The 15933-nt window shown below is 71.2% G+C and carries 15 protein-coding genes; 11 read left to right on the top strand and 4 right to left on the bottom strand.

Going from position 1 to position 15933, the window contains the following annotated elements:
* Positions 1–32: 32 nt before the first annotated feature.
* Positions 33–1706: a gamma-glutamyltransferase family protein gene (locus NLF94_RS17655; RefSeq protein WP_254841444.1), complete on the top strand. Its 1674-nt coding sequence runs from the start codon at positions 33–35 to the stop codon at positions 1704–1706.
* 41 nt (positions 1707–1747) lie between these two features.
* Complete coding sequence (gene htpX, locus NLF94_RS17660) at positions 1748–2617, top strand: zinc metalloprotease HtpX (protein ID WP_254838956.1); 870 nt, start codon at positions 1748–1750, stop codon at positions 2615–2617.
* A gap of 4 nt (positions 2618–2621) precedes the next feature.
* Here the strand turns inward: htpX and NLF94_RS17665 are convergent, their stop codons facing one another.
* The gene (locus NLF94_RS17665) at positions 2622–3620 is read right to left on the bottom strand and encodes an AI-2E family transporter (protein WP_254838957.1); all 999 of its coding nucleotides are present in this window, start codon (positions 3618–3620) and stop codon (positions 2622–2624) included.
* A gap of 84 nt (positions 3621–3704) precedes the next feature.
* On the opposite strand from NLF94_RS17665, the gene NLF94_RS17670 reads away from it, so the two are divergent.
* The 3 genes from NLF94_RS17670 to NLF94_RS17680 are packed head-to-tail and all read left to right on the top strand — an operon-like array spanning position 3705 to position 7488.
* Positions 3705–4745, top strand: coding sequence for a thiamine ABC transporter substrate-binding protein (locus NLF94_RS17670; protein WP_254838958.1), 1041 nt, complete (start codon positions 3705–3707; stop codon positions 4743–4745).
* A 3-nt stretch (positions 4746–4748) separates the two neighbouring features.
* Positions 4749–6422 (top strand): ABC transporter permease, encoded by a 1674-nt coding sequence (locus tag NLF94_RS17675; protein ID WP_254838959.1) that lies wholly within the window; start codon positions 4749–4751, stop codon positions 6420–6422.
* A gap of 19 nt (positions 6423–6441) precedes the next feature.
* Positions 6442–7488: an ABC transporter ATP-binding protein gene (locus NLF94_RS17680; protein WP_254838960.1), complete on the top strand. Its 1047-nt coding sequence runs from the start codon at positions 6442–6444 to the stop codon at positions 7486–7488.
* Here the strand turns inward: NLF94_RS17680 and NLF94_RS17685 are convergent.
* Positions 7480–9840, bottom strand: coding sequence for an ATP-dependent DNA helicase (locus NLF94_RS17685; protein ID WP_254838961.1), 2361 nt, complete (start codon positions 9838–9840; stop codon positions 7480–7482). The two genes, NLF94_RS17680 and NLF94_RS17685, sit on opposite strands and share 9 nt — an antisense overlap.
* A 100-nt stretch (positions 9841–9940) precedes the next feature.
* Between NLF94_RS17685 and NLF94_RS17690 the strand changes: the two genes are divergently transcribed.
* Positions 9941–10507, top strand: a complete 567-nt coding sequence (locus NLF94_RS17690) for a DUF1684 domain-containing protein (RefSeq protein WP_254838962.1) — start codon at positions 9941–9943, stop codon at positions 10505–10507.
* Here the strand turns inward: NLF94_RS17690 and NLF94_RS17695 are convergent.
* Positions 10504–11184: a class I SAM-dependent methyltransferase gene (locus NLF94_RS17695; protein WP_254838963.1), complete on the bottom strand. Its 681-nt coding sequence runs from the start codon at positions 11182–11184 to the stop codon at positions 10504–10506. The genes NLF94_RS17690 and NLF94_RS17695 overlap by 4 nt on opposite strands.
* Before the next feature lie 85 nt (positions 11185–11269).
* Here NLF94_RS17695 and NLF94_RS17700 point away from each other — a divergent pair, with 85 nt between their 5' ends.
* A complete protein-coding gene (locus NLF94_RS17700) occupies positions 11270–11698 on the top strand; it encodes a DUF2391 family protein (RefSeq protein ID WP_254838964.1) in 429 nt (142 codons plus the stop codon).
* Between the two features lie 51 nt (positions 11699–11749).
* Entirely contained in the window at positions 11750–12328 is a 579-nt protein-coding gene (locus tag NLF94_RS17705; protein WP_254838965.1) for a DUF7090 family protein, read from the top strand.
* Here the strand turns inward: NLF94_RS17705 and NLF94_RS17710 are convergent.
* Positions 12325–13062, bottom strand: a complete 738-nt coding sequence (locus NLF94_RS17710; RefSeq protein ID WP_254838966.1) for an HpcH/HpaI aldolase family protein — start codon at positions 13060–13062, stop codon at positions 12325–12327. The genes NLF94_RS17705 and NLF94_RS17710 overlap by 4 nt on opposite strands.
* 119 nt (positions 13063–13181) lie before the next feature.
* On the opposite strand from NLF94_RS17710, the gene NLF94_RS17715 reads away from it, so the two are divergent.
* The 3 genes from NLF94_RS17715 to NLF94_RS17725 all read left to right on the top strand — a co-directional run bounded on the left by NLF94_RS17715 (position 13182) and on the right by NLF94_RS17725 (position 15892).
* Positions 13182–14543, top strand: coding sequence for an APC family permease (locus NLF94_RS17715; protein WP_254838967.1), 1362 nt, complete (start codon positions 13182–13184; stop codon positions 14541–14543).
* A gap of 37 nt (positions 14544–14580) precedes the next feature.
* Positions 14581–15294, top strand: a complete 714-nt coding sequence (locus NLF94_RS17720) for an Sjogren's syndrome/scleroderma autoantigen 1 family protein (protein WP_254838968.1) — start codon at positions 14581–14583, stop codon at positions 15292–15294.
* Positions 15295–15418: 124 nt separating this feature from the next.
* On the top strand, positions 15419–15892 hold the full coding sequence (locus tag NLF94_RS17725) for a histidine kinase (RefSeq protein WP_254838969.1): 474 nt from the start codon (positions 15419–15421) through the stop codon (positions 15890–15892).
* The last annotated feature ends 41 nt before the right edge of the window (positions 15893–15933 follow it).

Raw genomic sequence — 15933 nt, forward strand, 5'->3', positions numbered from 1 at the left:
GCCCCTATGTCCCCGCGGCCCCCAGCGACGGTATGGAGAACGCCACCGTCGACGAGTTCGGGTCCCGGCGGTCGACCGTCCACGCGCCGAACGGCGCCGTGGCGACCAGCCAGCCGCTCGCGGCACAGGCGGGCGTCCGGACGCTGCAGTCGGGCGGCAACGCCTTCGACGCCGCCGTCGCCACCGCCGCGGCGCTGAACGTCGTCGAACCCACCTCGACGGGGCTGGGCGGCGACGTCTTCATGCTGTACCGGGACGCCGACGGCGAGGTCGGCGCGATGCGGGCCTGCGGCGGTGCGCCAGCGGCCGCCACCCGCGAGCGGGTCCGGACGGCCGTCGCCGACGAGCGCGGCGTCGACCCGGCCGCGGCGACGATGCCCGAGGTCGGTCCCCACACCGTCACCGTCCCCGGCACGGCCCGCGGCTGGGAGGCGACCGTCGAGGAGTTCGGTCGGCTGACGCTCGCGGACGTGCTCGACCCCGCAATCGAGTACGCCACGGAGGGCTACCCCGCAAGCGAGGTGGTCGCCGACGCCTGGCGGCAGGCCGAGACGCTGTTCGACGCCGACCATGCCCGCGAGGCGTACCTCGTCGACGGCGAGCGCGCCCCGAGGCCGGGCGAGACCGTCCGCCTGGAGAACCTCGGGGAGTCACTGTCCGCCATCGCCGAGGCGGGCGCCGACGTCGTCTACGAGGGCCACATCGGCGAGGCCATCGCCGAGGAGGTCCAGGCTGCCGGCGGCTTCCTGACCGTCGAGGACCTCGCGGACTTCGAGGTGGAGTACCCCGACCCCGTCTCGACGACGTACGGCGACGCGGACGTCTACGAGTTGCCGCCGAACAACCAGGGGCTGGTCGCCCTGGAGGCGCTGAATATCGCCCGCGAGGTCGGCGCCGCGGACCACCCGGCCGGTTCGGCGGCCCGGACCCACTACCTCGTCGAGTCGCTGAAGCGCGCCTTCCACGACGGCCATCGCTACATCACCGACCCCGAGTTCGAGTCGGTGCCGCCCCTGGCCTCAGAGGAGTGGGCGGCAAAGCGGGCCGCCGACATCGGACCGGAGGCGGCCGACGTCTCCTTCGGCCTCCCGGACGCGAACGCCGAGGATAGTGCGGGAGACGGTCCCGCCGACCCCCGGGACCCGAACGTTCCCGAGGACGCCGACACGGTCCTGCTGTGTGTCGCCGACGGCGAGGGCAACGTCGTCTCCTACATCAACTCCCGCTTCGCCGGGTTCGGCAGCGGTCTCGTGGCCGGGTCGACCGGCATCGCGCTGCAGAACCGCGGCGCCTCCTTCTCGCTGGACGCCGACCACCCCAACCGGCTCGAACCCGGAAAGCGGCCGTTCCACACGCTCATCCCCGGCGTCCTGAGGCGCGGCGCCGACGACTGGTCGGCCTTCGGCGTCATGGGCGGCTACATGCAGCCACAGGGCCACCTCCAGACGCTGGTGGGGATGCTCGACGACGACCTGTCGTTGCAGGCGGCGCTGGACCGCCCGCGGTGGCGCTACCGCGAGGACGGTCGGCTGGCCGTCGAGGCCCGCACGCCGACCGAGGTCCAGCACGGTCTCCTGCGGCGCGGCCACGACGTGCAGGTGCTGCCGCCGTCGATGTTCGGCGGCGCCCAGGTGGTCCGGGACCGCGGCGGGACGCTGTCGGGGGCGACCGAGCCACGGAAGGACGGGACCGTGGCCGGGTACTGACCGCGCGAGGGGCTTAAGCACGTCCGACCCCAATTCGGTACATGGAGTGGCAACCGGACTGGGGGCTTCGCCTCCGCATGGCGTTCACGATGTTCCTCCTGTTCGGCCTCTACGTCGCCTTCGTCGGCGTGCTGACGCTGTACTTCGACAACCTGTTGATTCCGGTCGTCCTGCTGGGGTCCTTCTCGCTGGTGCAGTACTTCTTCAGCGACCGACTCGCGCTGCGGTCGATGGGCGCGCGCCGCGTCGAGCCCTCGGAGTACCCCGACCTCCACGACCGGGTGAGCCGACTCGCCCAGCAGGCGGACCTGCCGAAACCGGGGGTGGCGGTCGCCGACAGCAAGACGCCGAACGCCTTCGCGACGGGGCGGTCGCCCGACAACGCCGTCGTCTGCGTGACGACCGGCCTCCTGGAGGCGCTCGACGACGCGGAACTGGAGGGCGTCCTCGCACACGAACTCGCCCACGTCAAGAACCGCGACGTGGCGGTGATGACCATCGCCTCCTTCCTGTCGACCATCGCGTTCATCATCGTCCGGTGGGGGTGGCTGTTCGGCGGGCGCGACCGAAACCAGGCGCCGGTCCTCGTCGCCATCCTCGTCTCGCTGGTGGTGTGGGTGGTCTCGTTCCTCCTCATCCGGGCGCTGTCGCGCTACCGGGAGTTCGCCGCCGACCGGGGGGCCGCGACAATCACCGGCCGGCCCTCGGCACTGGCGTCGGCGCTCGTGACCATCTCGGGGCGGATGGACCGCGTCCCCGAGGAGGACCTCCGCGAGCAGGCAGAGATGAACGCCTTCTTCATCATCCCCATCTCGAAGGGGTTCATCGGCCGGCTGGCGCGGACGCATCCGCCGACGGAGAAGCGCATCGAGCGGCTCCGCGAACTCGAACGGGAGATGGAGACGCGGTAGCCGCTCACTCCGGGGAGACGGCCTCGTCGCCGCTCAGTAGTTCCACCACCTCGACCAGCAGCGCGACGACGAGCGGCCCGGCGATGACGCCGATGATGCCGACGGTGAGGACGCCGCCGACGAACCCGACGAAGTAGAGACTGACCGGGAGCTTCGCCTGCCGGCTGGCCAGCTGCGGCCGGACGATCAGATCCGGCACGAGCCCGATGATCACGGGACCGAGGATGCCGACCGCGATGGCCCGCTGTGTGAGCCCGGCCAGCAGGTCACTTGCGGCCAGCCCGACGGCGAGAAAGCCCGGCCCGAGAACGGGGATGAACTGCAGGATGGCCGCGACGACAGACAGGACGAAGGCGTCGTCGTAGCCGAGCGCGAAGAAGACGCCGAAGGCGACGGGAAAGGTCAGGACGGCGGTGGCCGCCTGGATGACGTACAGCGCGTACAGCGTGCCGCTGACCCGCCCGTTGAGCGCCCGGATGACGTCGTGGTAGTCCGGCGGCGTGATCTCGAAGGTGGCCTTGCCGACGGCACCCGGCCGCAACAACAGCCCGTAGAGGACGAGGGTGAACATCGCAAGCTCCAGAAGGATGGAGACGGCGTTGGCCGCGAGGTCCAGGGCGAACGCCCGGAGGCCGACGATCGCGGCGTCGGTGAGGCTGGCGACGTCGACGGGGTAGGTGAAGCCAGCCACCTCGATGGGGAGGGTGTCGGGGAGGTTCCGCAGCAGCGCCACGAGGTCGCCCCGGCGGCGGAACAGTGCCCAGCCGATGGGCGCAAGCAGAGCCACGACGACGAGGAAGGCCGTCGTCGTGACGAGGGCGCTCGCCACCCGGACGGGGACGCCGCGGCCGACCAGCCGCTGGCGGAGAGGGTAGAGCACGTACGCCACGGTGACGGCGAAGAAGACGACCTCGAGGACGTCCCAGAGCACCGCCGCCGTCAGGAGGCCGACGGCGGCGAGTAACCCGGCCAGGACGTAGCGCCGTTGTCGAAGCGATGCCATGCGCGCCCCGTTTTCAGCCCGGCGACAAAACCGTTTCCCGCCCGTAACGGGTCGCTTAAGTACACGGAGAGATACCACCGAGTAATGAGACGACGCACGTTCGTCGCCGGCCTCGGGGCCGGCGTCGCCGCGACGGCGGGCTGTCTGGGGAACCAGGGCACCTCGGGGGACGGGGTGGTGACCGTCGCCACCTACGAGTCCTTCGTGGACGGGAACGAACCGGCCGGGCCGTGGCTCAAACAGGCCTTCGAGTCCCGGCGTGACGACGACGTGACCGTCGAGTTCCAGGTGCCCGAGAGCGGCATCAACCAGTACATCCAGCGCGCCAGGCAGGGCGCCGACATCGACGCGGACCTCTACGTCGGCCTCAACGTCGACGAACTCATCCGGCTGGACGAACAGCTCGACGAAGCGCTGTTCGACAGCATCGATGGCGACCTCGAGGGCGGCGACCGGGTGCTCGAGGAGCTCCGGTTCGATCCCGACGGCCGCGCGGTCCCCTACGACACCGGCTACATCAGTCTCGTCTACGACGAGAGCGAGGTCGAACCCGAGACGTTCGCGGACCTCACCGCCGAGCGGAACCGCGGCGACCTCATCACCCAGAACGCCCAGCAGTCCGATCCGGGGCGGGCGTTCCTGCTGTGGACGATCCACGAGTTCGGCGAGGACGGCTACCTCGACTACTGGGCGGACCTGCAGGAAAACGAGGTTCGCATCCTCGGCTCCTGGGACGCCGCCTACAACGGCGCCTACCGCAACGGCGAGGCGCCGATGGTCGTCTCGTACTCGACGGACCAGGTGTACTACGGCGACACGACGCGACACCAGATCGGCTTCCTCAACGACCAGGGCTACGCCAACCCCGAGGGGATGGCCCGGTTCGCCGACGCCGGCGATCCCGAGGCGGCCGCCGACTTCATGGAGTTCGTGCTCACCAGCGAGGCCCAAGGCGAGATCGCGATGCGGAACGTCCAGTTCCCCGCCGTCGACGACGCCGCCCTCGACGAGGAGTTCGAACGGTTCGCCAAGGTCCCGCCCGAGCCGGTGACGTTCACCTACGAGGAACTGACCGGCAACCTCGAGGGGTGGATCGAGGACTGGGCCCGCCAGATCGCCGGCTGACCGATGGATTGGCTCCGGCGGGTCGAACTCCCGTTTCTCGTCGCCGGGTTCGCGACGACCGCGCTGCTCGTCGTCATGCTGTACTACCCGGTTGCGAGCGTCCTCGTCGAGGGCGTCGTCGTCGACGGCCGCCCGTCGCTGTCGCCGCTCGTGGACGTCCTCGCGGACCCCTTCTACCACGACCTGTTCGGCTTTACGATCTACCAGGCGATCCTGTCGACGCTTCTGAGCCTCGCGCTCGGCCTGCCGGGCGCGTACCTGCTGGCGCGCTTCGAGTTCCCCGGCCGGCGGACGCTGCAGTCCGTGACGCTGGTCCCGTTCGTGCTGCCGTCCATCATGGTCGCGATCGGCTTCGCCGCGATGTTCGGGACCAACGGGCCGCTCAATCGGGCGCTGGCCGCGCTCGGCCTCCCGAAACTCGAGCTCATGTTCACGCTGCGGATCATCGTCCTGGCGCACGCCTTCTACAACGCGCCGCTCGTGACGCGGATCGTGGCGGCCGCCTGGGAGGGCGTCGACGCCCGGACGGTCGAAACCGCCCGCAGCCTCGGCGCGTCGCCGCGCCGGGCGTTCGCCGACGTCGTCGCGCCACAGCTCGCGCCGGCCGTCCTCACGAGCGCGCTGCTCGTGTTCATCTTCACGTTCATGTCCTTCCCGATCGTGCTCGCGCTGGGCGGGCTGGAGCTGGCCACCGTCGAGGTGTGGCTCTACGACCGCATCACGCGACTCCGGCTCCAGGAGGCGGCCGCACTCGCGGTGCTGGAGGCCGTCGTGACGCTGGGACTGACCTACGCGTACCTCCACTACGAGACCGCGCAGGCGGCGACCCGGAGCGTCGCACCACGGGTCCGCCGGCGGCTGTCCGCGGTCCACCCGCTCGAGGCGTTCGCGGTCGGCCTCTACGGCGTCGGCATCGCGGTCGTCTTCCTGGGTCCGATCGCCTCGATGCTGCTCGCGAGCGTGACGAACCTCGGCGGCGAGTTCACCCTCCAGTGGTACGAGTTCCTCCTCGCTCGCCGGGACGTCGCGGTCGGAACGCAGTCGGACGTCGCCATCCGCAACTCGCTCGTCTTTGCGGTCGGGACGCTGGCCGTCGCCGTCCCGATGGGCGTCGTCGTCGCGCTGGCGACGGCCCGCGACACCCCGTCGGCGCGGGTCGTCGGGACGCTCGCAATGTTGCCCTTCGCCGTCTCCGGCGTCGTCGTCGGGTTCGGCCTGCTGCAGACGGTCGTCTTCGGCGTCGAGGTGCTCGGCCGCCGCGTGCAGGTGACCGGCGCCGTCGCCGTCGTCGCCGCCCACGCGGTCGGTGCCTACCCGTTCGTCGTTCGGACCGTCGCGCCGGCACTGTCCTCGATGGACGACCGCCTCGTCGAGACCACCCGCAGCCTCGGCGCCTCCCGGACCCGCGCGCTCGTGGACGTCGAGTTGCCGCTGGTCGCCCCCGCCGTCGCCGCCGGCGCTGCCTTCGCCTTCGCCATCAGCATCGGCGAGTTCAACTCGACGGTCGTCCTCGTGGAGGGCAGCGACGCCTACACGATGCCGGTCGCCGTCGAGCGGTACCTCTCGGCCCGGCCGCTCGGGCCCGCGGCCGCGATGGGGACGGTACTCCTGGTCGTGACGAGCGTCAGTTTCGTGGTCATCGAACGCGTCGGCGGGTACGGAGGCTTCGCCCGATGACGACCCGGAGGCCACGCCGATGCGAGTGACGCTGGACGCCGTCTCGAAGCGCTACGGCCCGACGACGGCGGTGTCGGACCTCACCGCGACCGTCGAGGACGGCGAGTTCTTCACGCTCGTCGGCCCCTCGGGGTGCGGCAAGACCACGACGCTGCGGCTGCTTGCCGGCTTCGAGGCCCCCACGGAGGGCGCCATCCGCTTCGACGCCGAGTCGATGGCGGGCGTGCCGCCGGAGGACCGCGGCGTCGGCCTGGTCTTCCAGAGCTACGCCCTCTTCCCCCACATGACGGTCGCCGAGAACGTTGGCTACGGGCTCCGGTTTTCCGACCCACCCGGCGGTCTCTCGACGGACGAGCGGGTCGCCGAACTCCTCGAACTCGTCGACCTCCCGGGGATGGGCGACCGCAATCCGACCGAACTATCGGGCGGCCAGCAACAGCGGGTCGCGCTGGCGCGGGCGCTGGCGCCCGACCCCGACCTCCTGCTGCTCGACGAACCGATGAGCGCGCTGGACGCCCGTCTCCGGGAACGGCTCCGGCGGGACGTCCGCGAGATACAGCAGGACCTCGGCGTCACGACGGTGTACGTCACCCACGACCAGGCGGAGGCGCTGGCCGTCTCCGACCGCGTGGCGGTCCTCTCGGACGGCCGACTCGAGCAGGTCGGCCGCCCCCGCGACCTGTACCGCCGCCCCGAGAGCCGGTTCGTCGCGGAGTTCCTCGGCGAGAACAACGTCTTCGACGCCGAGGTGGTCGACGGGTCGGGACCTGGAGGTGAAACGGAGGGGTCGTCGGTCCGGGTGCAGGGTCACGATTTCCGCCTCTCTCCGGTGGAGATGCCGTCCGACGGCCGTCTGACGTTCTGCGTCCGCCCGGCCGCCTTCCGGCGCGACGCCGGCGAGAACCGCATCACCGCCGACGTCCTCGACAGCGAGTTCCTCGGCGAGACCACCCGCGTCCACCTCGCGTGGGAGGGCCGCCGCCTCGTCGTCGCGCTCGACAATCCACCGGAGATCGACGAGGTGACGGTCGGCTTCGACCCCGACGACGCGTGGGTCCTACCCTGAGTCGTCCCAGAACCGCTCGAGGGCGAACTCGAACATGTCGGTGCTGACGGCGTCGAACTCCTCGCGCTCGGCCTCGCCGAGCAACTCGCGGACGCTGTCCCACGACTCGCGGGCGTAGCGCTCGTCGCACAGCACCCGGACGCCCCGCTCGTCGGGCCCGCGGATGACGCGCCCGACGGCCTGTCTGGCCTTCCGGACGGCCGGCACCGCCAGCGCGGACCGGAAGCCGTCGCCGAAGGCGCGGTCGTAGGCCGTCCGGACCGCCCGCGTGCGGGGACTCGCGGTGTTGATGATGGGGACGCCGCAGACGATGGCCGCCGAGAGGCGGTCGCCCCGGTAGTCGACGCCCTCCGTCAGCGTCCCGCGGAGGCTGGTGACGAGCACCTTCGGGTCGCCGTCGAAGAACGCCCGCTTGAGGCGCTCGGTCGCCACGTCGTCCGTCGAGGCGTCGACGAGCACCTCCTTGTCGCAGTCGTCGAGAACCGAGGCGGCCCACTCCGCCTCCCGATAGGAGGGCATCCCGACGAGGACGTTGCCGGGCGCGGCCGCCACCTGCCGGATGGCGCGGGCGTGGGCGTGGCGGGTCTCGGTGTCCTCGCCGGGATTGCCGCGGTTAGCGTAGGTGAACTTCGGCGTCGACAGCGCCATCGAGGCGCGGTTGGACTCGGGGAACTCCAGACCGTAGGTCCGCTCGACGACCGGCCGGTCGGCCTCCGACTCGAGGTGCCGGAGACCGGTCACCTCCGCGAAGACGTCCAGCGGTTCCAGCGTCGCGCTCATCAGGACGCCGCCGCCGAACTCGCCGAGGCGCTCGCCGATGGCGCCGGCCGGCAGGCAGTTGTGCAGCGAGTAGCGGGCGACGTAGGCCCGTCGCCACGACTCGGCCGGCCGGCTCTCGTCGATGGTTCGCTCCAGCCGTATCTCCCGGAAGAAGTCCGTGTGGTCGGCCCGGTACCACGTCGAAAGCGTCCGGCCGACCGCCGGGGCCGCCCGGCGGGTGTCCTCCTCCTCGAGGGTGTTCAGCACGCGGGCGACGACGGCACAGACCGTCTCGCTCCGGGTCCAGACCTTCGCGTCGAAGCCGTTGCGCTCGGCCCACGCCGTCAGTTCGTCGACGCCCGGTTCCTCCGGGTCCCGGAGCGGTATCTCGTCGTCCTCGAGGTCCGGGAGGTTCCGCCGCCAGCCCGGCCGTTCGGCGTCGAGGTGGTCGGTCACGCGGCGATCGAGTTCCTCCTCAAGCGCCGAGAGGAACCGGCGGGTGTCGCGCAACTCCCCGAGCGTCACGTCCGTCTCGTCCAGTTCCTCCCGAATCGTCGCGGCCGCTTCCTTCGCGTCGCGGCCGTGACGGGCGTCCTGGCCCGCCTCCTCCATCGCCGCCAGCGGCTGGATGACCCGCGACAGTTCCGCGCCGGCGTCCGAAAGCGCCCGGTCGGAGACATCGTCGCCGACCAGTTCCCGGACGCGCGGTTCGAGCATGTGCGCCTCGTCGCAGACGACGAACGTCTCCTCGTCGACGAGGGCGCCGGTGAAGGACTGCACCGTCGTCGGGTCGAAGGCGTGGTAGTAGTTGCCGACGAGCACCTCCAGTTTCGGCAGCAGCGCGCCCATCACCGAGTGCGGACAGGAGCCGTGACTCGCCGACAGCCGGACGAGGTCCTCGGGTTCGACGAGACCCACGTCCGTCGGGTCGAAGGGGACGGCCTCCGAGGGGTCGCCGTCCTCGGGCAGGTCCGCGAGGAACCCCGCGTAGAAGGGGCAGTACTCGACGTCGCCGTCGCCGCCCTCGGGCGTCTCGGGCGGATAGGGGGTCGGCTCGCCGGCGGCCTCGAGGTAGGTCGCGCCGCCGCCCTCGCGGGCGCCGGAGTCGGCGAGGCCGACCTGCTGGCTGCGCGCCTCGGCCGCGAGCGAGTCGGCGGTCGTCCCCTCGGTCAGCGCCCGGGTCCGCTCGCGGAGCCCCTCGCAGCGCTCGTAGACGTTGCCGTCGTCGATGTCGCCGGCGCCGGCGAGGTTGTACGGGCAGACGTCGGCCTTCCCGACGAGCGTCATCGCCGAGACGGGCCGCCAGTCGTCCGGCAGGTTCGCGTTGATGGTCCGGAGGTCCTCCTCGAACTGCCGCAGTTGCTGTTTGACGCTCGTGAGGACGAACACGCGCTCGAAGTCCGAATCCGGGTCCCGGACGAGGTCGATGCCGGCGGTCAGCGCCAGCATCGTCTTGCCAGTCCCGCAGGCGCCCTCCAGGGCCAGGAAGCCCGAATTGCGGGCCGTCTCGATTGCGGTCTCGATGCCGTCGACCTGCTCGTCGTAGGGCTCGTCGTGGCCGAAGATGGGGCGCCAGTCGGGGTCGGCGGACACGTCCGGAGGTGACGCGCCTTCGCCTAAAGACGTGTCGAACGGGAAGCCGACGGCGGCGCCCGCCGGGCGGCTTATGGGGCCGAACCACCACGTACCGGGTATGGAGTTCGACACCGACGCCTGGCGGACGGAACTGCGGTCCTACCGCGACCAGAAGGACGAGCAGTTCGCCGAGTCCCGGCAGTCGCCGCTGCCGCCAGACGAGCGAGCGGAGTTCGACGGACTGGACTACTTCGAGCCGGACCCCGACTACCGGGTCGAGGCGACGGTCGAGACCGTCGACAGCGACGAGACGGTGACGATGGAGACGTCGACCGAGGGCGAACAGCTGTACCACCGGGCCACTCGCCTCTCCTTCGAGGTGCCCGACGCGTCCGGCGAGGCGACGGAGGCGACGCTCGTCGCCTACCAGCGCGTCGACCACGACGGCGGGTCGCTGTTCGTCCCGTTCCGGGACAAGACGACCGGCCAGCAGACCTACCCCGGCGGCCGGTACATGGAACTGCACCACGACGGGAACCTGGAGGACGGCGCGGAGGTGCCGCTGGACTTCAACCTCGCGTACAGCCCCTTCTGTGCGTACAGCGACGCCTACGAGTGCCCGCTACCGCCGCGGGAGAACTGGCTGGAGATTGCGATTCCGGCCGGCGAGCGGTACGAGGGTTAGGGCACGACCCCGGCGGTCAGCAGCGTCCCGAACTCCCGGTAGCGCTCGACCATGTCCTCGCGGGACTCCCAGTCGTCGGTCGGGAACTCGCTCGCCGGCGGAATCTCCGTCTCGCGGTCCGGGATGGTGTCCTGTTCGGCGACGACGAAGCCGGCCGCCCTGAAGGCCTCGCGGTAGTCCTCGTAGTCCCACAGCGTCATCTCGATGTCGATGTTCTCCTGCCACTCGTGGGTGTGAACGTTCTCCTCGAAGTAGTTGACCGCACAGTAGAACGTCCCGCCGGGCCGGAGCACCCGCCGGAGTTCCTCGAGGGCGCCGACCGGGTCGGGGGCGTAGTAGAAGGCCTCCATCGAGAAGGCGTGGTCGACGCTGTCGTCGGCGAACGGCAGCGACTGGAAGTCCCCGACGACGTAGGCGACGCGTGGGTCGTCGGTGTAGCTCCGGGCGTTTTCGACCATCTCGGGGGCGCCGTCGAGGCCGTAGGCGCGGGCGGCCCCGTCGGCCTCCCGGAGCGCGCGGGCGGCGTAGCCGCTGCCACAGCCCAGATCGAGGACGGTGTCGCCGGTCTCGACGGGCATCCGCGCGAGGGCGTGTTTCGCGGTGTGCCAGTGGCGCTCTTCCATCCCGCGGTCCCGGCCGTCGGCGGCCCAGGCGTCGAACTCGGCTCGGACGCTCATGCCGGCGGTTCGACGCGCGGCGGGTTAACCGCCACGAACCAACGCGGAGAACAGACGTTATGGTCGCGGCCGTGCTCGGTCCGGCATGGCCCGGTTCCGCCCGCACCGTCGCTTCCGGTTGGCCGACTCCGCCCAGCAGGTCGTCGGCGGGTTCCTGCTGGCCGGCCCGTTCGTCGTCACCGAGGAGGTGTGGGTGCTCGCCGAGAGCATGAACGTCTATCAGGCGCTTTTGACGGTCGCCATCGTGTTCACCATCGGCTACGCGGCGCTGTACAAGGCGGCCGACCGGGACCCCGAGGACGACTTCGAACTCGCCGGCGTTCCCGCCAGGTTCGCCTCGCTGATGCTCGTCTCCTACGGTGCGGTCCTGGTCCTGGCGGTCGCGTTCGACGCGCCCGGAACCTTCCTCGCCGACCTCCCGCCTCGACGGACCGCCGTCGTCACCGCGAAGGCGGTCGGCATCGGCGCGGTCTTCAGCGTCGTCGGCGCCGCGACGGCCGACTCGGTGTTCTAGGGCGGGCGCGCCTGACAATGATTTAAGATGGCCCCGGCCCCGTACCTCGGTATGGACTACGAACTCGCCATCGAGAACGCACCCGACACCGTACCTGGCGGGACGGGGGTTCTGCTGGTCCACCCGTCGACGGGCGAGACGGACCGAATCGACACCGACTTCCTGAAGTCCGACACCGACCACCTGCTCGTCATCTCGACGCGGACGACGGCCCGGGAGGTCCAGCAGAAACTGGAGTACTACGACGTCGACGAGACGAAGGCCGACATCCTCGACACGCTCTCCGTCGAGCGGGGCTACTCCCGGCGACCGTCCGATCACGTCCACTACGTCTCCTCGCCGGACGACCTGGCCGGCATCGTCGACATAACGAGGGAGTTCCTCGCCGACAACGAGGGCAAGCGGCGGGTCAGCCTCGACTCCATCACCGAGATGGCCTACTACGCCGACGAGGAGCGGGCGATGGAGGCCGTCGAGGAGATACTCGACCTGCTCGCCGAGTACGACGCCGTCGGTCTCTTCCACCTCTCGGCGGAGGTCCACGACGAGGAGGCGGTCACCGAGTTCCAGGCGCTCTTCGACGGCGTCGTCACGCTCTCGGAGGACGGCACCGTCTACGCCGACTTCTAGAGGACGTCCTCGGCGGTCCCGACGGCGCGTCGCTGCCCCTCGACGAGGTGCGTGAAGTCGGCGCCGGCGACGAGGAAGTCGATCCCGAGCGACCCCAGCGAGCGTATCCCCTCGGGCGTGGTGCCGAGCGTGCCGACTGGGACGCCGGCCGTCTCGCCCGCCGACAGCACCGCCTCGACGGCGGCGACGAACTCGGGCGCCCCGAAGTCCGGGAAGCAACCGAGCGACGTCGAGAGGTCGGCCGGCCCGACGAACAGCGCGTCGACGCCGTCGACGGCGGCGATGTCGGCGGCGTTCTCGACGGCCGCCTCGCGCTCTATCTGGACGACGACCGACAGGTCGCGGTGGCCGTCGGCGACGTAGGACTCGAAGTCCCGCCCGTAGTCGGCGGCCCTGGCGGCCGCGACGCCGCGGACGCCCTCGGGCGGGTACCGGGTGGCCGCGACGGCCTCGCGGGCCGCCGCGGCGTCGTCGACCATCGGCACCAGCAGGCCGTCGGGCCCGAGGTCCAGCAGGCGCTTGATGCGGACCGGATCGTTCCAGGGGACCCGGACGACCGACCGGCAGTCCCGCGCGGCGACCGCACGCAGGCAGTCGGCGACCGTCTCCAGGCCGAGCGGCGCGTGTTCGGTGTCGACGACGGCGAAGTCGACGTCGCCGCCGGCCGCTATCTCGGCGACTGCGGGGTCGCCGAGCGAACACCACGTCCCGACCGCGTCGTACAGGTCGTCCATAGTCGATACGCGGCCGCCGCCGGCAAAACACCTCGGGCCGTGTTCCGTGCTGTCACGGGACAAAAAGAACCGGAGAGTCGGGGCGGTACGATTACGGGCCGGTTGGCCGACACGCCGCCATGGGAGCCGAGACGGACTACGGCGTCATCGACCGCCGCGTCGGCCTCGTCGGCGGGACGGGACTGGTCGTCGGCAACGTTATCGGCATCGCCATCTTCGTGCTCGCGGCGCCGCTGACCGCCGACGCCGGCCCGAGCGTCGTGCTGGCGATGCTCGTGGCCGGCGTCCCGCTGGTCTTCAGCCTCCTCACCGTCCTCCAGCTCGGCGGCGCCATCCCGGTCGCCGGCGGGACCTACGTCTACGGCTCCCGGCTCGTCGCGCCCTTCTGGGGATTTGCGACGCCGTGGGTCGTCGTGCCCGGCGTCTGGGCCGGACTCCTCTTTACCGCCCACGGGTTCGCCGACTACGCCGGCTACTTCCTCCAGCTCCCGATGGAGACGATGATGTACGCGATCCTCGCGACGTTTCTGGTGGTCAACCTCCTCGGCATCCGACTCGTCGCGTGGCTCCAGCTCGGCATGGTCGCCGTCCTGGTCGCCGGCATGCTCGCTTTCATCGTCCCGGGCGCGCTCACGGCCGACCCCGGTAACTTCACCCCGACCTTCCCCGAGGGCCTGGGCCCGTTCGTCGTCGCCGTCGTCGCGCTGCACTTCCCGTTGCGGGGCTTCAGCATGGTCATCGAGATCGGCGAGGAGATAGAGAACCCCGCGAAGAACATCCCCCGCGTGCTCGCCATCTCGGCGCTCGTCGGGCTGACGCTCATGGTCGCGCTGCTCGCGGTGTTCGTCGGCGTCGCCGGCTGGCAGGGCGTCGGCGACCTCGACGCCGCCGTCGCCGCCGTCGCCGGCGACTTCCTCCCCGAACCGCTCGTCGCCCTGGTCGCCGTCTCGGCGTTGCTCGGCTCGCTCACCTCGGTGAACACCACGTTCGCCAGCTACTCCCGGACCATCATGCGCGCCGGCCGCGACGACGTCGTCCCCTCCGGGCTCGCCGACCTCAACGACCGCTTCGACACCCCGCACCGCGCGGTGCTGCTGCTCGGCGTGCCGCCGCTCGTCCTCGTCCCGTTCACCCCGTCGCCGGTCGTGCTCTCGGTCGCGCTGTCTCTGGCAATCCTCTTTGCCGTCTTCGTCGGCGGACTGGCGCTGTGGAACCTCCCGAGGCTCTTCCCGCAGCGCTACGAGCACTCGCTGTACCGGCTCCCGATGCCGGTGCTGCGCGTCACGGCCGTCGGGAGCGTCTGCTCGGCGATCCTCCTGTGGCTCGCACTCGGCACGCGGCTACCGCGGGTCGCCGGCGCCGTCTTCGCGTGGCTCTGTCTCGGATGGGTCGTCTTCCGGCTCCGGGTCCGTCGGTACCGCGCCCGCGGAATCAACCTGCCCGAACGGATGCGGACGCTCCACGACCACGAGTCCGGGTAGCGCAGTCCTTTTCCGGCACAGCCGCGTTGTGACGCGTATGAGCGACGACTTCGACCGCGAAGCCGAACGCGAGAAACTGCGCGAGCAGTACGAGCGCGACCAGGCCAAGCGAGAGGCCTCCGAGCGGATGAGCGAACTCCTCCTGCAGGGCGCGACGATGACGAACCGCCACTGCCCGGAGTGTCACTCGCCGGTGTTCACCTACGAGGGGACGGCGTTCTGCCCGACCTGCCAGCGCGAGGTCACCGAGGACGGCGAGTTGGCCGGCGAGGCCGGCGCCGACGGCACCGGCGCGGACGCCGAAGCCGACGCCGGCACCGCCGACGCCGGGACGACCGCCGACCCCGCGGCCAACGGCGAGACCGTCGAGACCGACCCCGGCGCCGACGATGCGAGTCCCGATGCGGCAGCCGACTCGACGCCGGCCTCCGACCCCACCGACGAGAAAGCGGCCGAGGAGCCGACCGCCGACGAACCCCGCGAGCCGGAACGGCGCGAGCCCCGCGAGGAGACCCGCCCCGCGCCGGCCCGCGAGCGCCGGCCCGCCAGGGTCGACCCGCCGGCCCGACGCGAGGAGCCGGGCGACGCCGGCGAGCGCCGCGACCTCGCCGACGCCGAGGCCGCGCTGGTCCGCGAGATAACCAACCTGACCCGGCGGGCCGAGGAGACCCGCGACGTCGGCCGCAAGCGGGACTTCTTCGCCGCCGCACGCGAGGCCGCCGAGACGCTGGAGACCGTCCGGCGGCTGTAGATTCGGGCGCCGTCCGCGGGAAATTCCGCCCGACCGGCTGCCGTACATAAGTCTTTCCCCGTTGTCGGCGGTCGCGCCACAGCCTCGTCCCCAGTTTATATTTCCCGGTCGTTGCCCCGGTTGCATGTCGACCACGACAGAGAACGCACGACCGACCGGCCCGGCGAGCGGAAGCTGGCAGGCCGGCGTCCTCGGAGGTATCGTCGGCGCGGCCGTCATGGGCGCGCTCGTCGTCGTGATGAACCCCCCGACCGTCGGGGTCGCCATCCCGTCGCTGTACGGGCTGGCGCCGCCGCAGAACGCGGCCGCGGGGCTCGTCGTCCACGTCTCCCACGGCGCGGTGCTCGGCGTCGTCTTCGCCGGCATCGTCGGTGCCGCGGACCTCGACTCGACCGGCAAACAGGTCGGCGTCGGCGCCGTCTGGGGCGTCGTCACCTGGGCCGTGCTCGCGGCGCTCGTGATGCCCGCCTGGCTGGGCGCGGTCGGGTCGCCGGCGAACCCGCCGTTGCCCAACTTCGCGCCGCCGTCGCTGCTGTGGCACGCCGTCTACGGGGTCGTCCTCGGCGGCGTCTACGCGGGCGTCGAGGGCCGGTTCTGACCAGTAGCCGCCGAAATACGGGACGGTCGCGGCGCCCGTCC

This window comes from Natronomonas marina (assembly GCF_024298905.1).
GTDB lineage: Archaea > Halobacteriota > Halobacteria > Halobacteriales > Haloarculaceae > Natronomonas > Natronomonas marina.